Source organism: Nitrospirota bacterium (assembly GCA_023229435.1).
GTDB lineage: Bacteria > Nitrospirota > UBA9217 > UBA9217 > UBA9217 > JALNZF01.
The window spans coordinates 37728-60250 of sequence record JALNZF010000017.1 but is presented as its reverse complement, the minus strand read 5'-3'; the positions used below and the strand labels follow the sequence as shown (position 1 = coordinate 60250).

Genomic DNA, 22523 nt, shown 5'->3' with positions numbered 1-22523 from the left:
ATGAGGAAGCCATGACCGACATGATAATCGTAACACTGAGAATGACTGTGCGACCAGACAGGCGTAATGATGTCGCGGAGACGATCCGAGGAATGCTCGAGCCCACGCGGGTTGAACGGGGTTGCATTAATTACTGTTTGTATCAGGACATTGAGAACAAAAACACCTTTGCCCTCATGGAGGAGTGGAAAACACGGGACGATCTTGAGAAGCACTTTCGTACGGACAATTATCGGAGACTCCTCGCATTGATGGACCTCCTCAGCGAACCTCCTGAGTTGCAGTTCAACACGGTGTCACAAACGGCAGGGATGGAGTTCTTATTAACGGTTCCTTTTCAAAACTGACAAAAATAGTTGCAAAAAGAGATATGAAAAAAACCACCATTCCATCAGACAATCTGGCCTCCCTTCGCCGGACGGCCGAAGAAAAGCTGCGCACACAGCTTGAGAGGCTGAAAAAGCTCTCTACCCAGGACATTGATGAACTTGTTCACGAGCTGGGGACGCACCAGATCGAGCTGGAGATGCAGAACGAAGAACTGCGCAAGACCCGGGATGAACTGGAGTCATCGAGGAACCAGTACGCTGAATTATATGATTTTGCGCCTGTCGGCTATTTTACCCTTGATGCGCACGGATTGATAGAGGGGGTAAATCTTACCGGCGCGCATGTGCTGGGAATCGAGAGGGGCTTGCTGCTCAAGAGGCCCTTTATCAGTTTTATCCCGGAAGCGGCGGACAGGGAGATTTTTTCGATTCACCGCGAAGAAGTTTTTCAAAAACCGGGCAATCATACCTGTGAAGTCAGGCTCAGGAAAAAAGACGGCGCGGTGTTCTATGCGCAGCTCCAAAGCGCAGCGAATGAAATTATCGATGGCAAGACCGGTTATATCCGTACCACGATCCTTGACATCAGTGATCGCAGGCGGGCGGAATACGAGATCCAAAAGGCATATGATGAGCTGGAACAGAAGGTAAAGGAACGGACCGGAGAACTGGTCAGAGCAAACGAGCAGCTCTCGCGGGAAATAGTGGAGCGCAAGGGCACGGAAGAGTCGCTTCGGAGCGCAAATGCGGAAAACACGCAGTTAAAGGACCGGTTCCAGGCTGAGAACATCTACCTTCACAAAGATATCGACAGGGAGTTCAACTTCGGCGAGATCATCGGGCGAAGCAATGCTCTCGAGTATGTGTTCTTCAAGGTCGAACAGGTGGCGCCCCAGGACGCGACCGTTCTCCTCCTTGGCGAGACCGGCACGGGGAAGGGAGTAGTAGCGCGCGCCATTCACAGCAAAAGCAGCCGCAAGGACCGGCCCATAATAACGGTCAACTGCTCGGCGCTCCCGGCGAATCTCATCGAAAGCGAGCTCTTCGGGCGGGAAAAAGGCGCATTCACCGGCTCCCATGACCGGATGATGGGGCGCTTCGAACTTGCCGACAACGGCACCCTGTTTCTCGACGAGATCGGCGAGATGCCGATGGACCTTCAGACCAAGCTGCTCAGGGTCATCCAGGACGGCGAGTTTGAGCGGCTGGGCGGCCCAAAAACCATCAAGGTCAATGTGCGGATCATCGCGTCCACCAACCGGAAGCTGGAGGAAGAGATCCGGAAGGGCGGGTTCAGGGAGGACCTGTTCTACCGGCTGAATGTTTTTCCCATCACGATCCCGCCGCTCCGGCAGCGCAAGGAGGACATCCCGCTTCTTGTCGATTATTTTGTCGCCAAGTTCAACAAGAAAACAGGAAAGAAGATCGAGACCGTGTCGAAAGACACGCTGATCATGCTCCAGGAATACGACTGGCCGGGCAATGTGCGCGAGTTGGAGAGTGTCATCGAGCGGGCGGTGATCACGAGCCAGGGGACCGGGTTGCAGATACTGGACCGGTTCGTGAATTCCCTGAAGGCCGGTGAACAGGAGGCGCAGGACGGCAAGTGCCTTGCCGAGCTGGAACGCGACCATATCCTCCAGGCGCTCGAAAAAACCGGGTGGAGGATCGAAGGGGAAAAAGGCGCGGCAGCGATGCTCGGTCTCAACCCCAGCACGCTTCGCGGCCGGATGCGGAAAGACGGCATCCGCCGTACAGAAAAGGGTCCAGGTTCATTCGGGAAAGAGCATGCGGACGCGGATACGGAAAGTGGGAGCTTCTGATATTTGACTAATGCGGGTTTATAGTGATACAATTCTTTTATGATTTTTCTCACTATGATATTTCTGTTCAAATAGTGACATATTCGCGCGAACGCTTAAACGTCGTCCCCGGCTACGGTCACGAGGCCCGTTTCGTCGTTCGGAGACGTCATTCGTCTTAAAGACGTTACCGTAAGACGTTTACCGATGCGGGCATCGTGACCGTTTGACGTCACCGTCAGTTGCGGCCAACAGCCGCGCTATAGAATACCCAAAATTAAAACCAACAGACCTCTCTTACCCCCGATAGAGTCATTCTCGGGCAGGCCTCAATCCTCTCCCCGAGGGGAGAAGCGGGAATTTCAGCACCCGCTCCAAAGCGAGGACCAAATCAGAACCGAGGATCGTATAATTATTTCTATGAGGCATCCCCGTTATTCCTCGACCCTATTGTTCTTCAGCCTCGTTCTGCTCTTCACGGGTTTTCAGGGCGCGAGCGCTGACACTCCGGAACAGCCTGGTACGCATCCGACGACGAATAGCGACCCGGCGAGCACGGTAACGAGCACCCTTCAGAACACGTCTTCACCGACAGCACCGAAGAAACCTAAAACCGACAAAGCCCCTCAACCGGCGGCAAAAACCGAACCCCCGGTGCGATTGGGGCCGCAAGTAGACCCCTGTTTTACCGTCAGTGTAGCCGGAGATAATTGGCTGGACCAGCTGCATGGCTACGTGCAGGATCACACCTGTGAACCGGCGGTATGGTTTGATACCTTCTTTGTGAAGGACCATATTTTGCTGGATCTCCGGCCCGGCACGTTCATCAAAATAAGAACTTCAGCCCGGCTGGCCGAGGGGAGCAGTCTCGCGAATAACAACGAGTTCCGTCTCGAATGGAATCTGCCCCAATGGACAAACGTCCTTAAAAGATGGAAGTTATATATCGAATCGAGATCTGCTGCTGACAAATATATGACCCAGCCCGGTCAGCCCATCCAACCGGGAGTCGACCGGGAAACGGGAGAAAGAAAACCCGTCGTCGGGGTGCGCGTAGATCTGTATACCAAGCTCCGTTCACTCGTCAGCTTTGAGAGCGGCGCCAAAATCGGTATACACTCCGATGCCTTCATCAGGATGCGGTATCAATACGATAAGCCTTTTAGCGAGGTTTACCTTGTCCGATTTTCCGAGATCGCCATGTGGCAAGCTGTTGAACATTTCACGAACACAACGCAGCTCGATTTTGAACGAAAGATCGCCACGTTTGCGCTCCTCCGGTGGGGCAACAACATGACCTACACCGAAGGCGCGAACGGCGTGACCTGGAACAGCGGGATCAGCCTTTTCACTCAATTGACGCCCAAGAGCGCAATTTCCTATGATACCAGCATCTGGGGAGTGAGTTATCCTGACTGGCGGATTGATAATTACCGGGTTGGGTCGCTCTATCGACGGAACTTTTACCGGCCCTGGCTCTTTTTCGAGCTTGGGCCTGAAGTCACCTGGCCAAAAGATGAGAGCGGCCGCAGGAATTCCGTTTATGCTTTCATGGCCACCTTTGAAATTCAATTCGGCAAGTAATTTCGAGTGGGGGAAACCTCTCTTTAGTCAACGGTGACGCCAAACGGTTACGATGCCCGTATCGGTAAACGTCTTGCGGTAACGTGTTTAAGACGAATGACGACTCACGTGATCCCGCCCTGGCGGGAGCCTCGTAACCCTTGCCGAACGACGAAAGACGGTTTAAAATTCTCACGGCTATGCCAAGTCTTGAATAGAAAAGGTATACAACTCAAGGCTTATATTATGTTTTCTCTTCACAGCCGTCACATGCAACGGTTCTGTTAAATGCGACGGCCACCCTTGACGGTTTTCTCTTTTCCTCTGCATCTCACTTTTCATCTTAGTCTACACAATCAATGTGTTGTCCCCGCAGAATCCGCAGTTCTCCTCTGGCACGATTAGTGTACTACACCTCCTATACAATCACTCTACAGGAAATGACAGGCTATCAGTTTTTCAACTAATTTAAAGGATGAGGTGAGACACATGCGTAAGATATTTAATAACAAGATGTGGTTTGCGGCATTACTCCTGACAGTTTCTATAACAGGATGCGGCGGAGATGATAATGGAACTTCAGCCTCGGCAGGTCCAACGGCAGTGAACCTTGGAACGGCGGGAGACCTTAAAGCGGCCGGCGGTTATGCGATTCTGGCAAAAACCGGCGTCGATACCGTTCCAAGCTCCGTAGTGACTGGAAATGTTGGATTGAGTCCAGCCGCCAGGGTTGGCTTAACTGGATGGTCAGAAACAGCTGATGTCACGGATACCTATTCGACATCCGCTCAAGTGGTCGCACCGTTCAAGTTATACGCAGCCGACTATGTGGGGGGGACTACTTCTGCTGACTTGGGCACAGCCGTACTCAACATGGAAGCTGCGTACACCGACGCCGCTGGACGGACAGCAGGAGTTGGTCCCTTCTTGAATCTCGGAGGCGGAACTGTCGCTGGTCAAACCCTTGTCCCCGGCGTTTACACCTGGGGTTCCAATGTGACAATAACAACGGATCTCACTCTCTCAGGCGGCGCGAATGATGTCTGGATCTTCCAGATATCGGGAACTCTCGACATGGCTGCTGCCAAGAACGTTATCCTGAGCGGTGGCGCACGACCCCAGAACATCTTCTGGCAGGTCGCCGATGCGGTGACCATTGGAGCGAACACGCACTTTGAGGGAATTATACTGGGTCAGACATCGATCACGTTTGGGAATCTCTCATCGATCAACGGCAGGCTGCTGGCGCAGACTGCGGTTAATCTTGATGCGACTACGGTTACCCAGCCGTAAGGCATGTGGTAGACAGATGCCATGAGAAAATGCGGCAGGTTATCCGGTTTGCCGCGAAATGAGCTATACAGATTATAATATCTTAAAGGAGGGAACAAAAATGAACAGGCACAAAGGATACGCGAAGATGCTGTTTCTGGTATTATTGCTCGTTGTTTTTGTGGCCGGGTGTAGCAGCAGCAGCGATGACAATGGAGGGGTAAGCGCAGATACCACCGCGCCCACCGTTATTTCCACAATCCCGCTTGATCTTGCCACGGATGTGGCGCGCAACATCACCGTCAACGCGACCTTCAGTGCGGTGATAGACCCGGCAACGATCACCATAACAACATTTACCTTAAAGCAGGGGACAACGTCTGTTTCAGGCACTGTGGCCTGCGTTGGCACAACGGCGACCTTTACGCCCGAAATCAATCTCGCAGTCGGCGCCGAATATACAGCCACGATTACAACCGGGGTCAAGGACCTGGCAGGCAAGGCGCTGGCAACGAACTATGTATGGATCTTCACCACAGGCACAGCAACAGACACCACCCCACCCACCGTTAGTTACACAAGCCCACTTGATCTTGCCACGGGTGTGGCGATCAACATCACCGTCAACGCCACCTTCAGTGAGGTGATGAGCGCTGCAACGCTTACCACAGCAACATTTACCTTACAGCAAGGGACAACGCCTGTTTCAGGCACGGTGACCTACGATGGCACAACGGCGACCTTTACGCCCACAAGCGATCTCGCATCCAGCACCACCTATACAGCCACGATTACAACCGGGGTCAAGGACTTGGCAGGCAAGGCGCTGGCAACGAACTATGTATGGGCCTTCACCACAGGCACGACAACAGACACCATCGCGCCCACGGTAATTTCCACGACCCCCCTTGATGGCGCCACGGGTGTGTCGCGCAACAGAAACGTCAACGCCACCTTCGATGAGGTGATGAGCGCTGCAACGCTTAACACAGCAACATTTACCTTACAGCAAGGGACAACGCCTGTTTCAGGCACGGCGACCTACGTTGGCACAACGGCGACCTTTAATCCCGCAAGCAATCTCACAGCTGGCACCACCTATACAGCCACGATTACAACCGGGGTCAAGGACCTGGCAGGCAATGCGCTGGCGTCTGATAAGGTATGGTCCTTTACAACCGGCACAACAACAGCGGCAGGTCCAGATCCAGTGATTCTTGGCTCGGCCGGCAATTATGCGATTCTGGCAAAAACAGGCGTCGATACCATTCCACCCTCCGCAGTGACTGGGAATGTTGGAGTGAGTCCAGCCGCCAGGGGTTTCTTAACTGGATGGTCACAAACAGCCGCATCTGACGCCTTGGATAAATATTCGACATCCGATCAAGTGGTCGCACCGTTCAGGCTTTACGCAGCCGACTATGCGGAGCCTACTCCTACTGATCTCGGAGTGGCCGTACTCAGTATGCAAGCCGCGTACACCGACGCCGCCGGACGGACAGCTACATCCGCTGCTACTACCAACGTAGGTGGCGGAACGCTTACTGATTTAACCCTCGTGACCGGCGTCTACGAATGGGGGAGCAATGTTACCATACCAACGAATCTCACCCTCAGCGGCAGCGCAACAGATGTCTGGATCTTTAAGGTGGCGGGAACTCTCGACATGGCCGCTGCAAAGAGCGTTATCCTAAGCGGTGACGCACAGGCCAAGAACATCTTCTGGCAGGTCTCCGGTGCTGTGACCATTGGAGCGAACACGCACTTTGAGGGAATTATACTGGGTATGACAAAGATCACGTTTGGAAATCTCGCATCGATCGACGGCAGGCTGCTGGCGCAGACCGCGGTTAATCTTGATGCGACTACGGTTACACAGCCATAAAGCATGAGGTAGACAGGTTCCATTAGAGGAAGTGGCAGGTTGTCTGATTTGCCGCTAAATTAGCTTCACAGATTTAAAATTCCTTAAGGAGGGAATGAAAATGAACACATACAAAGGATATTCAAAGATATTGTTTCTGGTATTACTACTCGTCGCTTTTGGGGCCGGGTGCGGACGCGATCACAATGATGATGATAATAATAATAATGATAATGGGGCTTCAAGCTCCAGCTCTGCCAAGGCCATTACCGCTTATTCGATTAACGGGGTTGCAGGAACTATAACTGAAGGGACAAGCCCAAAGACCATAGCGGTGACCTTGCCATACGGCACAATCGTAACGGCCCTGACTGCGACATTCACGACCACAGGGGCAAGCGTAAAGGTGGGAACGACGGTCCAGACGAGCGGTACAACGGCGAATAACTTCATAAGTCCGCCGGTGATATACACAGTAACCGCCGGCGACGGCACAACGGCGACATATAACGTAACCGTAACCGTGCCCTCGGCCTCTGCCAAGGCCATTACCGCTTATTCGATTAACGGGGTTGCAGGAACTATAGATGAAGCGGCAACGCCAAAGACCATATCGGTGTCCATGCCGTCCGGCACAATCGTAACGGCACTGACTGCGACATTCACGACCACAGGGGCAAGCGTAAAGGTGGGAACGACGCTCCAGACGAGCGGTACAACGACGAATGACTTCACAAGTTCTGTGGATTACACGGTAACCGCTGCCGACAGTACAACGGCGACATATACCGTAACGGTGATCGTGGCCGGCGCAGCTTCAGCAGTCTGCACGGGAGCGAGCTGCGTGAACCTTGGAACGGCCGGAAATTTTGTGATTCTCGCAGGAACAGGAATCACGGACGTTCCTGCCTCTCCTATCACAGGAAATATCGGAACGAGTGGAATCACTGGTGCATCTATTACTGTACCGTGCACAGACGTGCTGACTGGGCAAGTCTACACGGACGATGCTAATTTTCCGGGATTCACTTGTACTGCGACGGACAAGACCTTGGCGGGCCTCGCGGTAAGTGCCATGGGAACCGCGTACACCGCAGCTGCCGGGAAACCAACACCACCAACACCAGTTTGTCCCGGGGCCGGAGCTTTTGACGGCACGGCGGTGCCCCCCCTTGCCGCCGGCGTCTACACCTGTGCTGTCGATGTGACGATCCCAACGAATTTCACGCTCGATGGCACAGCAACAGATGTCTGGGTCTTCCAGATTACGGGAAAACTTACTCAGTCTTCCGCTACGACGGTGTTCTTGACCGGTGGTGCACTGCCCCAGAACGTTTTCTGGCAGGTCTCCGATGTTGTGGAAATTGGAACGACTGCACACATTGAGGGCGTGATATTGGCGCAAACATCGATCCATATGCTGACGGGCTCATCGACCAAGGGCAGGCTGCTGGCGCAGGCTGCGGTCACTCTTGATACGACTACGGTTACAGAACCGTAAGTCATGAGGTAGTGTGAAAGCAAGATAGCATGGGGGGACAGGTTGCCTTTCAAAATGCAGCCTGTTCCCTGGTAGTAAAGTAGCTGCGCTGGACCACAGAGAGTTGCACGGATCAACGCGGTAATCTTAGACAGCAAAACGATGAACCCCTCACCCTACCCTCTCCCCTCGGGGGAGAGGATAAAGGTGAGGGGAGATTTTCAGGTGACTTGAGGTCCAGAGCATGAAAGCAGGACAGGTTATATCAGAAATACGGGCAGGTCCCCTTGACAAGGGGCCGAATGATAAGTGCTTTTCAAATTTTAAAAAGGAGGATACACATATGCGTACAGACACACGGTATTCTAAGACAGTTAGTACAATGATGTGGTTTATGGCATTACTCCTGGTCGTTATTACGGCCGGATGCGACAGAGATCATGGAGCGGCAGCTCAAGTCGGCACCGTACCCATAGTCGGCACCGTACCCACGGTGCTTTACACTATCCCGGCTAATGGCGCCACTGATGTGCCCCTTAACAGGAAGATCTCCGCAGCTTTCAGCGAGCCGATGAGCGCTGCAACGGTCACCGCACTATCAACTTTCACGTTGACAGGACCTGGTGCAACTCCCGTACCAGCAGCAACAATCACCTATGATGCCGCAACCCGCATTGCACTCTTTACACTGGCCAGCGATCTCACAGCCAGCACCACCTATATCGGCACGATTACAGTCGGGGCCAAGAATGCGGCAGGCAATGCAATGGCAAATAACTATGTATGGAGCTTTACAACAGGCATAACAATCGACGCTGCCGCACCTTTATTGCTCAGCACCTCACCGGTGAATAGCGCCACTAATGTACCTCTCAACCAGATAATCACCGCAACCTTCGATGAGCCGATGGATCCATTAACGATCACCCCAACAAGCTACACGGTGACTGGACCCACGGGAACCGTTTTGGGCGATGTGAGCTACCTCGGCGCAACTGCGAGCTTTAAGCCGGCAGCGCTGCTCGCATCCAATGCCACCTATACCGTCGTGATTGCGGCCAGCGACATGGCCGGCCAGCCATGGGTGTTCGGTAATGTGCCGAATCCATGGAGCTTTTCAACTGGTGCAACTGCCCCAGTTCCGGGGGCAGTAAACCTGGGTTTGGCCACACCATTCGGGATCGCGGCTACCGCCGGGGTAACCAACACCCCGACTACCCCTCTTACCACAATCAACGGGGATGTGGCGCTGGATCCAAATATTACCTGTAATGCCGTGACCATTGATAGTGCGGGAGGTTTTGGTCTTTGCGGAAGCAATGCCTCCACTCCGATAATCGTTGGGAAGGTGGTCAGTCCCTTATATCCGGATGCGGGAATCACTTCAGCCGCTATCAAGGCCGACTTGAAGAAAGCGTTTCTCAGCATCACTCCTACGGCCGGACCCCCAGCCGCCGGTTCACTTGATGGGGCCACCAATCTACCAGCCGGCACTACGTTAGGAGACGTGTTCGGTAGCGCGCTCGTGCAGGGAGACAACTTGTTCGCTCCCGGCGTCTATCAATCCCTCACGTCGATTTTGATAACGGGCGATCTTACGCTTGACGCCGGGGGAGACCCGAATGCCAGCTTCATCTTCCAGTCGTCGAGTACAATCGGCACGGCAGCCGGCGCCGCCGGTGGTGTGGCCGGGACATTCACTCGAATTCTCCTGATCAACGGCGCCAAGGCTTCCAATGTCTGGTGGCAGGCCGGCACTTCAGCGACGCTTGGATTGTACTCTGAATTCCAGGGCAACATACTGGCCTCTGAAAGTATCACGATGGAGACCGGCGCAACCTCGTGTGGCAGATTGTTGGCAGGGGCGTTTGCGGCCGGAGCGTTTGTATTTGACTCTAACGTTGTTTCCGTGCCGGGTCAAACGTTTGCACCACCTGCCGGATATTCAACAACTTGCGAGTAAGAAGGCATGAAGTATTTGGCATGAAGGCAGGACAGGTCGGATATTCCCGTGGTACTGAACCACGGGAATATCCCCTGATTTAGAAAAACATAACGGAATCACTCGCGTCTTAATGCGGTAATGAAAGTTAAAATGTAAAGGAGGCTTCAAAATGCGAAAAACAATGAGAAAAATATTGATGGTTTTCCTGATCGGGATGTTCCTGCTCAGCATTGCCGCCCCCGTATTTGCCGAGATCCAGGGCAGGACATTCTATGTGGACCCGTTCACCGGCGGCTATCAGTTTGATGACACACAGAGACTGGATTTACGCTCGTACTATGGCCTGCGCGGCGGCTTCAACTTCACCAATAACGTGGCGGTGGAGGCCATGTTCGGCTTCGTTCCCACCGAGACCGAGTCCATGGCGTATGTTGACCGGCAGGTCAGAGTCTGGCGCTACGGACTCGATGCGCTGTATAATTTCCACCCGGATGGTCCTTTTGTACCGTTCGTTTCAATCGGGATCGGCTCCACGCAATCCAGAAACACGTCGGACGGCATGCCTGACCACGGCCGCGGGATGTTTAACTATGGCGTTGGACTCAGGTACTTCATCACCGAATCCGTGGCAATACGCGGCGACGTCAAGCAGGCGCGGTTTTCCGAAGGGGGCGATTCCCGGACCAATGAAGAATACACGATCGGCCTGACCTTTGTGCTCGGCGCGCAGAAGAATGCGCTTCCCAAGGAAGGAGACACCACCGCACCCGAAGTGGTTTGCACAAACCCCGGCAGCGGCGTCACCGGAGGGGCAATCGACGCGAACATCACCGCAACCTTCAGCGAAGAGATGGACCGAAGAACGATCAACAACTCGACCTTTACCGTAAAGGACGGGACAAAGACTGTTACCGGCAAGGTGACCTTTGCCGGCACAACCGCAACCTTTAACCCGGATAACGATCTCGAAAAAGGCACGACCTATACCGCAACGATGGCAGCCGGGGTCAAGGACCCGGCAAACAATGCGATGGCAAACAGCTATGTATGGAGCTTCACGACAATTCTGGGTCCGAAGATTCTGGTGCCGGTGCTGATCTCGCTCGAGGATTCGCATTTCACCTTCGATAGTTCGGCGCTTAGCGAAGATGGCAAGACAATACTGAACTATAATGCCAAGATCCTGAAAGACAACCCTAAAATGAAGATCCGTATTGCAGGGTATGCTTCCGCCAGCGGCACCAAAGAGTATAACCAGACGCTGAGCGAAAAAAGAGCAACCGTTGTCAAGGAATACCTCATAAAGGAAGGTGGTATTGATAGAGCCAGGCTCACCAAGATCGGATTCGGTGAGACGAGACCGGCAGAATATGAACCGGTGCCTTCGGACATATACTCAGAGGCGGCAAAGGCCAACCAGCGAGTGCTTTTTGAGGTCATCGTGAAATAGAGGAATGAGGTCAGGGGGCCGGAAAAAATGTTGCATCGATCCGGCCCTTGACTCCGATACCCTGTTCAGGAATGGAGTTTTCAGATAAACTTGCCCCTCGCCGGTATTGTTCTCCCTTGTGCCGGCGAGGGGATTCTTTAAAAAAAATGGGGAAATGGAGTCATGACATTGACAGACAGAGGTACTGTCAAGGGGCCGAAGGAAACCCAGTTTGAGCAAGTTTACGAACGATGACAGAAGTCGGCGGCTTTCTCTAAGGGTTAAACGAATAACCGACTGATTAAAGTCGGTATTGAGGAGTAACACGCTATGAATAATCTTTTAAAGGTTCGAACATCTTCTCTCCACAGAAGAACGGCAAGACTCGCTGTTATTGCCTTGTTCGCCGTGCTTCTTTCCGCGGCGCCGTTCCACGCGGCATTCGCTCAAACAGCGCCGGCTTTGGGCTCGGCTGGGAGCTTCGCGGTCCTGGCCGGCACGGAGGTGACCTGTACCGATTCCACCATCATCGGAAACGTGGGAGTCTGGCCCGGCAACGTAATAACGCAGACCAACTGCACGATCAACGGGACGGTCCACCCGGGGGACGGGGTCGCCAAGCAGGCTTACATTGACTTCCTGAGCGCGTACAATGCGCTCTCGCTCACGCAGTGCGACTCTGTCTTATTGGGCGATCTCGCGGGCCAGGTGCTTGCGCCGGGCGTCTACTGTGTTGATGCGGCGTCGACGACGACTGATGGGACGCTGACGCTCAGCGGGCCTTCGAACGGGACCTGGCTTTTCAAGATCGGGACCGGCGGGACCGGAGCCCTGACGGGCACCGGATTCTCGGTGGTCATGGAAGGCGGCGGGACGCCGTGCAATGTGTATTGGTGGGTCGCCGAGGCCGCGACAATGACGGATTCGGCGTTCCAGGGAACTATTCTCGCGGGCGCAGCCATTACCATCACAGGCGGGACCTTTAATGGGGACGCCTTGGCGCAAGCCGCGGTGACGATGACCGACACCACTGCCACCGGATGCGAGCAGAGCAGCCATCCGGTACGGAACCGCTGCAACCAGGGCGTGGGCAACGGGCCCGAGAATTGCGATCCAGGCAACTCGAACCAGGGTGACCCGAGCCGGTCGAATGACGAACTGGGCGGGACGCCCGGGGACCCGGGCCGTATGGGCGGCAATGGCATGTAAGGATGCGATCGCGTAGGCGCACCCCATTAGAGAACAAGTTCTCTAATGGGGTGAATTGAGCATCAGCTCTTAAAGTGCTTACGGGGGGCGGCGAGACAGAGGCCAACCCATTATTCGACGGGAGGAACACCATGAAATCCGGCACGCAGGACCAGGCGGAAGGCGTGTTTCACAAAGTAAAGGGCAAGCTCAAGGAGCTTGTTGGAAAACTCGGAATGAATTCCGAGATGGAAGCCGAAGGAAAAGACGAAAAGATAGGCGGCAAAGTACAGGAGAAGATCGGTCAGGTCAAGAAGGTCTTCGGGAAGTAGTGAGCGCGGCGCATCATGCGCCGGCATGTCCCTGGGCCCGTGGCCCAGGTTGCATCGGGCATCGATACGATACCCGTGAGACATGAATCACGATCACCACGGAAACCAGGCAGTTTAAGGAGGCGTTCAAAATGGCAAAGAAAAGCAGAGGCGGCAGAATGACTGCAGCTAAAGTGCGTGCTGCAAAGAAGCCGGGTGGAAAAGGTCCGGTAAAGGACCGTGAAGCAGGAAAACACATTATGAAGACGTAAGAAACATCCAGGCGTCCCGTTAGAAGAAATCGAGGGGACAATAACAACAATCAAAGGAGAACGGACATGAAAACAATATATTCTGCAGCCCTGATGGCGGCAGTAATGGCTCTACTGGTGATCAGCGCACCGGTGCACGCTTCCAAGACGGATAACCGCATCGAATCATCAGCCAAAAAGTCGTATGTGTTCAAGACCTACCTCAAGGAAGATGATATTAAAATAGATTCCAAAAACGGGGCTGTCACCTTGACGGGGATCGTGTCCGAGGAATACCACAAAGCATTGGCCCAGGATACCGTGTCGGGCCTGCCCGGGGTGAAAAGCGTGGACAACAAGCTGGAAGTCAAAGGGGAACGCCCTGCCGAGAACTCGGATGCGTGGCTCACCGCGAAAGTGAAAACCACACTCCTGTTCCATCGCAGCGTGAGCGGCTTCAAAACGGAAGTTAACGCGAAGGACGGGATCGTCACCTTGCAGGGCGAAGCGACCAGCCAGGCACAAAAGGACCTGGCGACCGAATACGCCAAGGATGTCGAAGGGGTCAAAGCCGTCAATAATGAGATGACCGTATCGAAGACCGCGAAAAAGGCGCACCGCACAACGGGTGAAAAGATCGATGACGCTTCCATTACCGCCCAGGCTAAGATGACGCTGTTGTTTCACCGCTCGACCAGCGCTCTCAACACAAAGGTCATGACGAAGCACGGCGTGGTCACGGTGAGCGGCAAGGCAAAGAATGCAGCCGAAAAAGACCTGGTGACCAAAGTCGTCGACGACGTAAACGGCGTGAAGAGCGTAAAGAACCGGATGACCATCGAGTAGTTGATTTCATGTCCGCATAGATTGCCGGACCGATGAGCGCGTGGGCAACGGGCCCGGGCAATCCAAAAGGCAAAAGGAGGATCAAATGCTGTGGACGATCGCGGTGGTACTGATAATTCTGTGGGCACTCGGGCTGGTGAGCAGTTACACCATGGGAGGATTCATTCACCTTCTGCTGATAATTGCTCTCGTCGTGGTGGTGGTCGGGTTCCTTCAAGGGCGCAGACCCGGGTAGATTGCGGCAGGTCATAAAGCAAGCTGACGACAAGAGGAGGATTACATGAGACACGTATCCAAGATCGGGATTATGGTGTTAGCTGTGGTCGTCGTGGCCACCGCAATCATCGCGGGATGCGCAAGCGCCCCGCTACGGACAGAGGCGTCTACGTCGGGTATCCGCGCAGCCGAGGAGGCCGGGGCGGCCAAAGTACCGCAAGCTTCTCTTCATTTGCAATTAGCCAAGGAGGAACTGGACCGCGCCAAGGAGCTGTCCGCGAAAGGCGAAAAGGAGATGGCCGCGTCAATGCTTCTGCGGGCCGAAGCCGACGCTGAGATGGCTGTCGCGCTCTCCCGCGGGGATGCCGAGAAGTCGGAGGCACGGGCAGCAGTGGAGCGTGTGCGCCAACTCCTGCAAGACAACCCATAACCCAATCATGAGCCAAAAGGAGCAGATTATGAAAACGATGCAATTCTTGATCACCGTCACGCTGGTAGTGCTCTTCACCGGCTGCGCAGCCAAGGTGCCAGGTGAACTCATCAACGCTCGTGCGGCCTACCAGAGTGCGAGCGAGGGTCCGGCGGCGCAACTCGCGCCGGTGGAATTACACAATGCGTATGAGGCGCTCTCCCGGGCGGAACAGTCATTCAAGAAGGAACCCAGGTCGGATAAAACAAAAGATCTCTCTTATGTCGCCCAGCGCAAGGCTGAACTCGCGGGAGCGATTGGCGCCACGGCCGTCGACAAGGCAAAAAAGGACAAAGCGGACGCCGATTTTCAGAAGCAACAAGCCGAGCTCGTGAAGCAGGGGAAGCAGGACCTGAGCGACGCCGAGAAGCGGCAGGCGGAAACACTTGCGGCGATAGCGGCCGAACAGGCAAGCAAGGACAAAGCGGCCGTTGAGAAGCGGCAGGCGGAAACGCTGGCCGCCATGGCCGCAGAACAGGCAAACAAGGACAAAGCGAACGCCGAGCTCGTGAAGCAGGGGAAGCAGGACCTGAGCGACTCCGAGAAACGGACGGCCGTCGCGATGGCCGAACTCGCCAAGCTCGCTGCGGTCAGGGAAGAGGAGCGTGGTCTGGTCGTCACGCTTTCCGGGAGCGTCCTCTTTCGATCCAACGAGTCGAACTTGATGTCCTCCGCGCAGGTGAAGCTTGACCAGGTGGCCAAGGCGTTGATGGCGGTCCGTACGCGCAACCTCATCGTGGAGGGGCACACTGATTCCCAGGGCTCCGAGTCATACAACCAGGGGCTCTCGCAACGTCGGGCCGAAGCGGTCCGTGATTACCTTGCGCAGAAAGGCTACCCTGCCGAACGCATCCAGGCACGCGGAAAGGGCAAAGGCAGCCCGATCGCCGATAACGCTTCCCCCGAGGGGCGCGCCAATAACCGCCGCGTCGAGATCGTCATCGAACGTGAATCGCAGAAACCCAACCCGTAGGCCGGGATAGAGAATCACCTGAAATAATCCCGGATGCGCGCGTGGGCGACGGGCCTGAGCGCAAAGGAGAATAAACATGAAAGCAAAATATGCTCTGTACCTTGTTTTGACAGTTGCTTTGATCTGTATTACGTCCCCGGTATCCGCGCAGGATAAATCCGCGGACTACGTCGCGCTTAAGGCCGGGGTTTACTCGCCCAGCGAGTCATATCACCTCAGGAATTTCAACAATGGGAACGAAACAAGCCTGGACAGCAAGACCGGATTCAACGGGGAGCTTGCGGCCGGTCATTACTTTTTCCCAATGTTCGCAATGGAACTGGGGATCGGGTACTTCGAGAGCGAGGGTTCCCCTGAGGCACAGCCCGGCAAAACGAAGCTGAAGGTCGTTCCAGTGCTTGCGACCGGGAAGGTTCTTGTGCCGATCGGGACGATTTTTGAGCCGTACGGTGAGTTCGGGATCGGCGCTTACTTCACAAAATTGGAAGTAAACGGCAATCTCGGCAGTTTCAGCGGTTCGTCGAAAATCACCTACGGGCTTCATGCAGGGGTTGGAATTAACTTTAATATTACGGATACGGCCTTCCTGGGAGTGGAGGGGAGATATCTTTGGGCCAAGCCGTCATATGGCGGCCAGGACGTCAAGCTGGACGGGTTTACGGCGACAGCCGTTCTGGGCTTTCGGCTCTGAGGTCTTCCATAAAACACAAGACAGAAGACCGGGGAGCAATAATGATAAGAGCCGTTCTTCAGGCTGTTGCTGAGATGTTAAAAAACTGAATGCTGTGCAGCGGAGAGTGTGGCAACTCTCCGCGACAGCGCTCGTTAACAAAAGGAGATACATCATGAAAAAAACAGGGATATTAGTGGCAATACTTGTAGTGGTGTCGTTACTTGCTCTTTCATCATGCTTTGTTCCGGTTGGACCAGGAGGACCACGAGGACCAGGCGGACCGAGGCATGGACACCTGCCTATGCCTCCGCATCCGTAACCTGGAGTTCATTCCATTCGGAAGAATTACGATGAGCGCGTGGGCAACCGGCCTGAGCAATCGGAAAGGAGAAAAGACATGGGTCTGATACTGATCATCTTATTAGTCCTCATAGTGGTGGGCGCACTACCCACCTGGCCTCACAGCAGGAGCTGGGGATACTATCCCAGCGGCGGTCTCGGATTTGTCCTTATGATCCTGATCATCCTGTTGCTCCTTGGGCGGATCTGAAAAGATTTTAAAGTATGAGAAGACTGCTTATTCAACACGCTCTGTGCTCTCACTGGTTTTGGAGGAACGAAGAAAGCGTTAAAAGCGCTGTTAATAGAGGGCACAGAGGGGGAGGCAATTTCAAGGACGTTTATATCCCGTATCCCGGATACTCAAGAAGTCCTCTGTGGATTCTGTGGTTAGATGTTGACATTACGGTCTGAGCAGGGAAGGGGCGCCAAATGAAAACAAACACGCTGTTAGGCATCATCCTCATTGTTGTCGGGATCGTGGCCTTTGCGTATCAGGGCATTGACTTCACGACCAGAGAGAAGGTCGTCGATCTCGGTCCGGTGCACATGACGGCTGAGAGGACGAGAACGCTTCCGCTGCCTCCGATCGTGGGCGCAATTGCGCTCGTAGGCGGCATCGTGCTGCTGGCAACGGGAAGAAAAAATAACTGAGAAAGTCAAAACAGCACAATTCAGGAGGTGGCTGCCATGAAGGACAGACGGAAAGGGTACGAAGAAAAGCTCGATGCGCAGGTAAAGGAATGGAGCGCGCAGATCGAGCTGCTCAAGGCAAAGGCGGACAAGGCCAAGGCCGAGGCGAAGATCGAATACTATAAGGCCATCGACGCCCTGCAAGACAAGCAGAATGAGGCCAAGGTGAAGCTGCGGGAATTGAAGGCCGCCGGCGATGAGGCATGGGAAGACCTCAAGGCAGGCGCGGAAAAAGCCTGGGATGATGTGAAGACCGCCTACCACGACGCGAGCTCGAGGTTTAAATGAGCGGAAGCGGGAAAACGGTCGAAAGTACCTGGTCACCAAACGCGTTACTAACATAAACGGATTGAAGGGCGTCCGGAAGGAGGACCAAATGTTGTGGACAATCGCGGTGATACTGATAATTCTGTGGTTGCTGGGGATGGTGAGCAGTTACACGATGGGCGGGTTCATCCATATTTTGATCGTGATCGCCATTGTAGTGGTGTTGATACGAGTCATTCAGGGGCGAAAAGTCATATAGTCGATGGGGGCATGAGACATGGGCGAAGATCATTTATGGAAAATTCCCCGCAGCCGCCATTATTGCTGTTTGCACGGGCCGCTGCGTGATCCTGGAAAGGTCCTCTGCGCCATCGATCGCTTCACATCTCAAGGAGATCGTCCATGATAGAAACCACCATAAAAATGAAAGTGCCTGTTGAAAAACGGAAGGAAGTCCTTCAAACGGTCAGAGCGATTCTTGGGCCGATCCGTCGCGAGCGCGGCTGCGTAAGCTGCAATTGCTACGTGGATATGGAGGATGAAAGCATCTTGTACTTCGAGGAACAGTGGCAGACCAGAGATGATCTGGAAAACCATCTGCGGTCCGACCATTTCAATGTTTTGAACGGGGCAATGAGACTGCTCCGCGTGGAGCCGGACATCAGGTTCAACACCATCGCGTCCACAGCAGGGTTGGAGGCAATACAAGCGGCGCGGGCGTGAGAGCAGAAAAACGGGTTGAACGGATTGTCGGGCGGCACGATCCCGGGAATGCTGTTGATCACGAAACAGGCGCGGCTTTTTGGGACCGGGCCGGTCAGGCGTCTGATGGAGGAGAGAATCTATGGAATTGCTGGATCAATTTATAACACAAACAGGCAAGCAGCCTCCAGACTGGACCAGCGAGGATATGCAGAAATATCTGGACTATGTAAAAACGCAGGTGATAGAAGCCGCGGTGTTGAAAAGACATGATGGCTGATCAAACGATATGGGGATAAATTAATTTTACAAAAGGAGATGCACATGATGAACATGAGAAAGAGTGTCATCGCAGCGCTGGTCATGAGCGTACTGCTGGTGGGGATATCCGGTTGTCAAGAGGGCCCGCTGGAGCGCGCCGGCAAGAAAATCGACAAGACGGTGGAAAAAGGCGGAGAGCAGGTCGAAAAGGTTGGAAAGAAAATCCAGGATGACGTCAAGGGGAAATAGCCTTGTCGAAGCGCACGGATTGAAGCAGCCGGATGGAATTGTTAACGCTGATATCGTCGTCAAGACAAAAGAATTAACACCTGAGAATATCATGAACATGCCGGCGACGTTCGAACGAAACGAAACAGTGAGAATCGAGGCGTTCAGCGACGGCGTATTCGCCATTGCCATAACGCTGCTGGTTCTCGGGATCACGGTGCCGAAGGCCAACGAACTTGGCGAAGGCGTCAGCCTCGGTTCAATGTTGATAAAACTGTGGCCTCATTACCTTGCCTTCGTGACAAGCTTCATTACGATTTTTGCCAAGTGGGTAAATCATCACCGTATCTTCAGCTTTATCCAGAGAACCGATCATACCTTCCTGTACTGGAACGGCCTCCTGCTTCTGTTCATAACGATCATGCCCTTTCCGACGTCCCTGCTTGCGGAATACCTCCTGCACCCCGAAGCCACGGCTGCGGGAGCGGTCTTTGCCGGCACCTACGCCGCGACCGCATTTGCGTTCAAGGGCTTGTGGCATCACGCGTCAAAGAACGGAAGGCTTCTTGCGCAGAACGTGGACGACAGGGAAATCCGGCAGATCACCATGCAATACCGATACGCGCCGCTGATGTACCTTGCGGCGTTCGCGCTTTCCTTCGTGTCGGTCGGCCTGAGCGTGGGTTTGTGTCTGTGCCTGTCCGTGGTCTTTGCCGTCAAGGGCTGGCCAATGCTGAGATCGGCAGTGTTATCTTTTCCGTCATTCACGCGAAAGCGGTAATCCTGGATTTTCAAATCTTCAAATCACAAATGGTCGATTTGAGGAAATATATGAATGTCGGAAAGGTTGATTTATTCTCAATACGAACGTGAACAGCGATGACAGGGGTCTTGCCGAAAAGAGTTCCCTGACGATTACACCCGGTGTTCGGAGGGGTTTATCATTCGGCAACGGTAACGAGGCTCCATATTGCTCGTCTGTCGTCGAAGGGTCACGAGGCCCGTTTCGTCGTTCGGAGACGTCATTCGTCAAAAAGACGTTACCGCAAGACGTTTACCGATACGGGCATCGCTACCGAGAGACGATTGACGATCATTTATCCGATACGGGCATCGCAACCGTTATACGTTGCCGTTGATTGCGGCTAAAGGCCATGTTATGAAAAGAGGTATTTGTCCATGACTGAACAGAGTAATGCTCAATGGGGATTTCGCTTCCTTGTCATCGCGGCTGCGCTTGTGATCATCATCGCGGGCATCTATCAGGCGCAGTCGGTCCTGGTGTCGTTCCTTGTCGCTGTTTTCCTCGCGCTGCTCGGGACGCCGCCGGTGCTCTGGCTCGAACGGAAACGCATTCCCTCGGTTGTGGCGGTGCTGCTCGTGGTGGCAGGCATGATCGCCATCCTGGTGATCGTCGGTGGATTTGTAGGCACGTCCCTCAACAACTTTATCAATGCCATGCCTTCCTATCAACAACGCATACAGGAACGGGTCGCGGAACTCCAGCCGCTGCTGGCAAAGAAAGGCATCCGCGTTACGGACAAGGCACTGCTCGAGTATGTCGATCCCGGCGCGGCAATGAAGCTGTTTGTCGAGATGATCGGGGGAGCGGGCTCGGCGCTCTCGAACATCGTCCTGATCCTGCTCACCGTGACGTTCATCCTGCTTGAAGCCTCAAGTTTTCCCATCAAGCTCCGCGCTGTCCTCGGCGATCCTCAGCAGGCGTTTCCCCAGGTCACGAGGTTCGTCGATGATATCAAGCGCTATATGTTCATCAAGACGTGGATCAGCCTGACCGCGGGTGTTCTGATCGGGATATGGCTCACCATCCTCGGCGTGGATTCTCCCGTTCTCTGGGGTTTTCTGGCCTTTCTGCTCCATTATATACCCAATGTCGGCTCGATCATCGCCGCGATCCCCGCGGTCATTGTCGCCCTTGTCCAACTCGGCACCGGCACTGCCGCGCTCACCGCCGCCGGATTTGTGGCTGTTAATTTCATACTCGGCAACGTGGTCGAACCGAGGGTCATGGGGCGGAAGCTCGGCCTGTCCACGCTGGTCGTATTTATCTCGCTGGTCGTTTGGGGAAGCCTGCTTGGACTGATCGGTGTGGTCCTGTGCATACCGTTTACCATGACGCTGAAGTTCGCATGCGAGAACAATAAAAGCACACGATGGATCGCTGTTTTGCTCGCGTCCGAGGCGCCCGCGGGAAGCATTCCACCGGTGTATAAAAAAGGAACCGATCCGTCTTAAAGACGTTACCGCAAGACGGTTGCCGATACGGGCATCGTAACCGTTATCCGTTGCCGTTGGTTGCGGCCAAAGGCCGCGCTCGGGAAAGAGGTATTTGTCCATGACAGCACAGAGTAACACGCAACGGGGATTTCGCTTCCTCGTCATCGCGGCTGCGCTCGTGATCATTATCGGGGGCATCAATCAGGCGCAGTCGGTCCTGGTGTCGTTTCTGGTCGCCGTTTTTCTCGCCCTGCTCGGGACGCCGCCGGTACTCTGGCTCGAGCGGAAACGCATTCCCTCCATCGTTGCGGTCTTGATCGTGGTGACCGGCATGGTCTTCATCCTGCTGATCGTCGGCGCGATCGTCGGCGCGTCCATCAACAGTTTTTACACCGAGTTGCCTGTCTATCAGACCCGGTTACAGGAGCAAGTCTCGACATTCAAGTCGTTTTTAGCGACCAAAGGCATTCGGGGCATGGACAAGGTCCTGCTTGGATATGTCAATCCAGGGGCGGTGATGAGCCTGACCGCCCGCTTGTTCGCGGGGTTGGGTTCGGCGCTTTCGGACATTGTTTTGATCCTGCTCACCGTGGCCTTCATCCTGTTCGAGGCCTCAAGCTTTCCCGTCAAGCTCCGCGCTGTTCTCGGCGATACTCGGCAGGTATTCCCCCAGTTCACGAGGTTCGTCGGTGATATTGAACGCTACATGGCCATCAAGACGCTCATCAGCCTGGCCACGGGGATCCTGGTAGGAATCTGGCTGTCCATCCTCGGCGTGGACTTTCCCATTCTCTGGGGCTTCCTGGCATTTCTGCTCAACTATGTGCCGAATGTCGGATCCACGATCGCCGCGATCCCCGCGGTCCTTCTGGCCCTTATCCAATTAGGGCCAGGCAGCGCCCTCATGGCAACCGCGGGATATATGGCCATTAACTTCATCCTTGACAATGTGATCGAAACAAGGCTCATGGGGCGGAAGCTCGGGCTGTCCACGCTGGTTGTCTTTCTCTCGTTGATCTTTTGGGGCAGCCTGCTTGGTCCGGTCGGCATGGTCCTTTGCATACCGCTTACCATGACGCTGAAGTTCGCATGCGAGAACAATGAAAGCACACGATGGATCGCGCTCTTGCTCGGGCCTGAGGCGCCCGCTGAAGTCATTCCACCGGTGTCGAAGAAATAATGTC

Annotated in this window: 25 protein-coding genes; all 25 read left to right on the top strand. The window is 54.4% G+C overall.

The features are described 5' to 3' along the window. The first annotated feature begins 11 nt into the window (after nt 1-11). The 25 genes from M0R70_11590 (at nt 12) to M0R70_11470 (ending at nt 22519) form a co-directional block, all read left to right on the top strand. A complete protein-coding gene (locus tag M0R70_11590; GenBank protein MCK9420010.1) occupies nt 12-347 on the top strand; it encodes an antibiotic biosynthesis monooxygenase in 336 nt (111 codons plus the stop codon). Between the two features lie 23 nt (nt 348-370). Then, on the top strand, nt 371-2152 hold the full coding sequence (locus M0R70_11585; GenBank protein MCK9420009.1) for a sigma 54-interacting transcriptional regulator: 1782 nt from the start codon (nt 371-373) through the stop codon (nt 2150-2152). Nucleotides 2153-2551: 399 nt separating this feature from the next. Further along, nucleotides 2552-3715: a hypothetical protein gene (locus tag M0R70_11580; protein ID MCK9420008.1), complete on the top strand. Its 1164-nt coding sequence runs from the start codon at nt 2552-2554 to the stop codon at nt 3713-3715. Between the two features lie 468 nt (nt 3716-4183). Next, nucleotides 4184-4987 (top strand): ice-binding family protein, encoded by an 804-nt coding sequence (locus M0R70_11575; GenBank protein ID MCK9420007.1) that lies wholly within the window; start codon nt 4184-4186, stop codon nt 4985-4987. A 100-nt stretch (nt 4988-5087) separates the two neighbouring features. Then, nucleotides 5088-6851: an Ig-like domain-containing protein gene (locus M0R70_11570; GenBank protein ID MCK9420006.1), complete on the top strand. Its 1764-nt coding sequence runs from the start codon at nt 5088-5090 to the stop codon at nt 6849-6851. Nucleotides 6852-6951: 100 nt separating this feature from the next. Then, nucleotides 6952-8331: an ice-binding family protein gene (locus M0R70_11565; protein MCK9420005.1), complete on the top strand. Its 1380-nt coding sequence runs from the start codon at nt 6952-6954 to the stop codon at nt 8329-8331. Between the two features lie 373 nt (nt 8332-8704). After that, complete coding sequence (locus M0R70_11560) at nt 8705-10273, top strand: Ig-like domain-containing protein (protein MCK9420004.1); 1569 nt, start codon at nt 8705-8707, stop codon at nt 10271-10273. A gap of 151 nt (nt 10274-10424) precedes the next feature. Next, the gene (locus M0R70_11555; GenBank protein MCK9420003.1) at nt 10425-11705 is read left to right on the top strand and encodes an Ig-like domain-containing protein; all 1281 of its coding nucleotides are present in this window, start codon (nt 10425-10427) and stop codon (nt 11703-11705) included. A gap of 309 nt (nt 11706-12014) precedes the next feature. Then, nucleotides 12015-12893, top strand: coding sequence for an ice-binding family protein (locus M0R70_11550; GenBank protein ID MCK9420002.1), 879 nt, complete (start codon nt 12015-12017; stop codon nt 12891-12893). Between the two features lie 131 nt (nt 12894-13024). Next, nucleotides 13025-13204 carry a CsbD family protein gene (locus tag M0R70_11545; protein ID MCK9420001.1) on the top strand — a complete coding sequence of 60 codons (180 nt, stop codon included), beginning with the start codon at nt 13025-13027 and terminating at the stop codon, nt 13202-13204. A gap of 317 nt (nt 13205-13521) precedes the next feature. After that, nucleotides 13522-14280 carry a BON domain-containing protein gene (locus M0R70_11540; GenBank protein MCK9420000.1) on the top strand — a complete coding sequence of 253 codons (759 nt, stop codon included), beginning with the start codon at nt 13522-13524 and terminating at the stop codon, nt 14278-14280. An 85-nt stretch (nt 14281-14365) separates the two neighbouring features. After that, nucleotides 14366-14515, top strand: coding sequence for a lmo0937 family membrane protein (locus tag M0R70_11535; protein MCK9419999.1), 150 nt, complete (start codon nt 14366-14368; stop codon nt 14513-14515). 45 nt (nt 14516-14560) lie between these two features. Beyond that, the gene (locus M0R70_11530; protein MCK9419998.1) at nt 14561-14926 is read left to right on the top strand and encodes a DUF4398 domain-containing protein; all 366 of its coding nucleotides are present in this window, start codon (nt 14561-14563) and stop codon (nt 14924-14926) included. 28 nt (nt 14927-14954) lie between these two features. Beyond that, nucleotides 14955-15938: an OmpA family protein gene (locus M0R70_11525; GenBank protein ID MCK9419997.1), complete on the top strand. Its 984-nt coding sequence runs from the start codon at nt 14955-14957 to the stop codon at nt 15936-15938. A gap of 76 nt (nt 15939-16014) precedes the next feature. Beyond that, complete coding sequence (locus M0R70_11520; protein MCK9419996.1) at nt 16015-16629, top strand: porin family protein; 615 nt, start codon at nt 16015-16017, stop codon at nt 16627-16629. A gap of 379 nt (nt 16630-17008) precedes the next feature. Next, complete coding sequence (locus M0R70_11515; protein MCK9419995.1) at nt 17009-17161, top strand: DUF3309 domain-containing protein; 153 nt, start codon at nt 17009-17011, stop codon at nt 17159-17161. Between the two features lie 221 nt (nt 17162-17382). Next, on the top strand, nt 17383-17604 hold the full coding sequence (locus M0R70_11510; protein MCK9419994.1) for a DUF3185 domain-containing protein: 222 nt from the start codon (nt 17383-17385) through the stop codon (nt 17602-17604). A gap of 36 nt (nt 17605-17640) precedes the next feature. Continuing rightward, a complete protein-coding gene (locus M0R70_11505) occupies nt 17641-17931 on the top strand; it encodes a coiled coil domain-containing protein (GenBank protein ID MCK9419993.1) in 291 nt (96 codons plus the stop codon). An 88-nt stretch (nt 17932-18019) separates the two neighbouring features. Further along, nucleotides 18020-18169: a lmo0937 family membrane protein gene (locus M0R70_11500; protein MCK9419992.1), complete on the top strand. Its 150-nt coding sequence runs from the start codon at nt 18020-18022 to the stop codon at nt 18167-18169. 143 nt (nt 18170-18312) lie between these two features. Continuing rightward, nucleotides 18313-18633, top strand: a complete 321-nt coding sequence (locus tag M0R70_11495) for an antibiotic biosynthesis monooxygenase (protein ID MCK9419991.1) — start codon at nt 18313-18315, stop codon at nt 18631-18633. Between the two features lie 121 nt (nt 18634-18754). Further along, a complete protein-coding gene (locus M0R70_11490) occupies nt 18755-18892 on the top strand; it encodes a hypothetical protein (GenBank protein MCK9419990.1) in 138 nt (45 codons plus the stop codon). A 44-nt stretch (nt 18893-18936) separates the two neighbouring features. Beyond that, nucleotides 18937-19122: a hypothetical protein gene (locus M0R70_11485; protein MCK9419989.1), complete on the top strand. Its 186-nt coding sequence runs from the start codon at nt 18937-18939 to the stop codon at nt 19120-19122. Beyond that, the gene (locus tag M0R70_11480; GenBank protein ID MCK9419988.1) at nt 19103-19882 is read left to right on the top strand and encodes a TMEM175 family protein; all 780 of its coding nucleotides are present in this window, start codon (nt 19103-19105) and stop codon (nt 19880-19882) included. The genes M0R70_11485 and M0R70_11480 overlap by 20 nt, the downstream gene beginning before the upstream one ends. A 398-nt stretch (nt 19883-20280) precedes the next feature. After that, nucleotides 20281-21357 carry an AI-2E family transporter gene (locus M0R70_11475; GenBank protein ID MCK9419987.1) on the top strand — a complete coding sequence of 359 codons (1077 nt, stop codon included), beginning with the start codon at nt 20281-20283 and terminating at the stop codon, nt 21355-21357. A 100-nt stretch (nt 21358-21457) separates the two neighbouring features. Then, nucleotides 21458-22519, top strand: a complete 1062-nt coding sequence (locus tag M0R70_11470; GenBank protein ID MCK9419986.1) for an AI-2E family transporter — start codon at nt 21458-21460, stop codon at nt 22517-22519. The last annotated feature ends 4 nt before the right edge of the window (nt 22520-22523 follow it).

Excerpts from the sequence above, each read along its gene's own strand:
- M0R70_11470 (MCK9419986.1), top strand. The coding sequence starts at position 21,458 with ATGACAGCACAGAGTAACACGCAACGGGGATTTCGCTTCCTCGTCATC.
- M0R70_11565 (MCK9420005.1), top strand. The coding sequence starts at position 6,952 with ATGAACACATACAAAGGATATTCAAAGATATTGTTTCTGGTATTACTA.
- M0R70_11580 (MCK9420008.1), top strand. The coding sequence starts at position 2,552 with ATGAGGCATCCCCGTTATTCCTCGACCCTATTGTTCTTCAGCCTCGTT.
- M0R70_11495 (MCK9419991.1), top strand. The coding sequence starts at position 18,313 with ATGATAGAAACCACCATAAAAATGAAAGTGCCTGTTGAAAAACGGAAG.
- M0R70_11500 (MCK9419992.1), top strand. The coding sequence starts at position 18,020 with ATGTTGTGGACAATCGCGGTGATACTGATAATTCTGTGGTTGCTGGGG.
- M0R70_11545 (MCK9420001.1), top strand. The coding sequence starts at position 13,025 with ATGAAATCCGGCACGCAGGACCAGGCGGAAGGCGTGTTTCACAAAGTA.
- M0R70_11510 (MCK9419994.1), top strand. The coding sequence starts at position 17,383 with ATGAAAACAAACACGCTGTTAGGCATCATCCTCATTGTTGTCGGGATC.
- M0R70_11570 (MCK9420006.1), top strand. The coding sequence starts at position 5,088 with ATGAACAGGCACAAAGGATACGCGAAGATGCTGTTTCTGGTATTATTG.
- M0R70_11485 (MCK9419989.1), top strand. The coding sequence starts at position 18,937 with ATGATGAACATGAGAAAGAGTGTCATCGCAGCGCTGGTCATGAGCGTA.
- M0R70_11550 (MCK9420002.1), top strand. The coding sequence starts at position 12,015 with ATGAATAATCTTTTAAAGGTTCGAACATCTTCTCTCCACAGAAGAACG.
- M0R70_11575 (MCK9420007.1), top strand. The coding sequence starts at position 4,184 with ATGCGTAAGATATTTAATAACAAGATGTGGTTTGCGGCATTACTCCTG.
- M0R70_11525 (MCK9419997.1), top strand. The coding sequence starts at position 14,955 with ATGAAAACGATGCAATTCTTGATCACCGTCACGCTGGTAGTGCTCTTC.
- M0R70_11560 (MCK9420004.1), top strand. The coding sequence starts at position 8,705 with ATGGCATTACTCCTGGTCGTTATTACGGCCGGATGCGACAGAGATCAT.
- M0R70_11585 (MCK9420009.1), top strand. The coding sequence starts at position 371 with ATGAAAAAAACCACCATTCCATCAGACAATCTGGCCTCCCTTCGCCGG.
- M0R70_11520 (MCK9419996.1), top strand. The coding sequence starts at position 16,015 with ATGAAAGCAAAATATGCTCTGTACCTTGTTTTGACAGTTGCTTTGATC.
- M0R70_11515 (MCK9419995.1), top strand. The coding sequence starts at position 17,009 with ATGGGTCTGATACTGATCATCTTATTAGTCCTCATAGTGGTGGGCGCA.
- M0R70_11590 (MCK9420010.1), top strand. The coding sequence starts at position 12 with ATGACCGACATGATAATCGTAACACTGAGAATGACTGTGCGACCAGAC.
- M0R70_11540 (MCK9420000.1), top strand. The coding sequence starts at position 13,522 with ATGAAAACAATATATTCTGCAGCCCTGATGGCGGCAGTAATGGCTCTA.
- M0R70_11555 (MCK9420003.1), top strand. The coding sequence starts at position 10,425 with ATGCGAAAAACAATGAGAAAAATATTGATGGTTTTCCTGATCGGGATG.
- M0R70_11535 (MCK9419999.1), top strand. The coding sequence starts at position 14,366 with ATGCTGTGGACGATCGCGGTGGTACTGATAATTCTGTGGGCACTCGGG.
- M0R70_11490 (MCK9419990.1), top strand. The coding sequence starts at position 18,755 with ATGGAATTGCTGGATCAATTTATAACACAAACAGGCAAGCAGCCTCCA.
- M0R70_11480 (MCK9419988.1), top strand. The coding sequence starts at position 19,103 with ATGACGTCAAGGGGAAATAGCCTTGTCGAAGCGCACGGATTGAAGCAG.
- M0R70_11530 (MCK9419998.1), top strand. The coding sequence starts at position 14,561 with ATGAGACACGTATCCAAGATCGGGATTATGGTGTTAGCTGTGGTCGTC.
- M0R70_11475 (MCK9419987.1), top strand. The coding sequence starts at position 20,281 with ATGACTGAACAGAGTAATGCTCAATGGGGATTTCGCTTCCTTGTCATC.
- M0R70_11505 (MCK9419993.1), top strand. The coding sequence starts at position 17,641 with ATGAAGGACAGACGGAAAGGGTACGAAGAAAAGCTCGATGCGCAGGTA.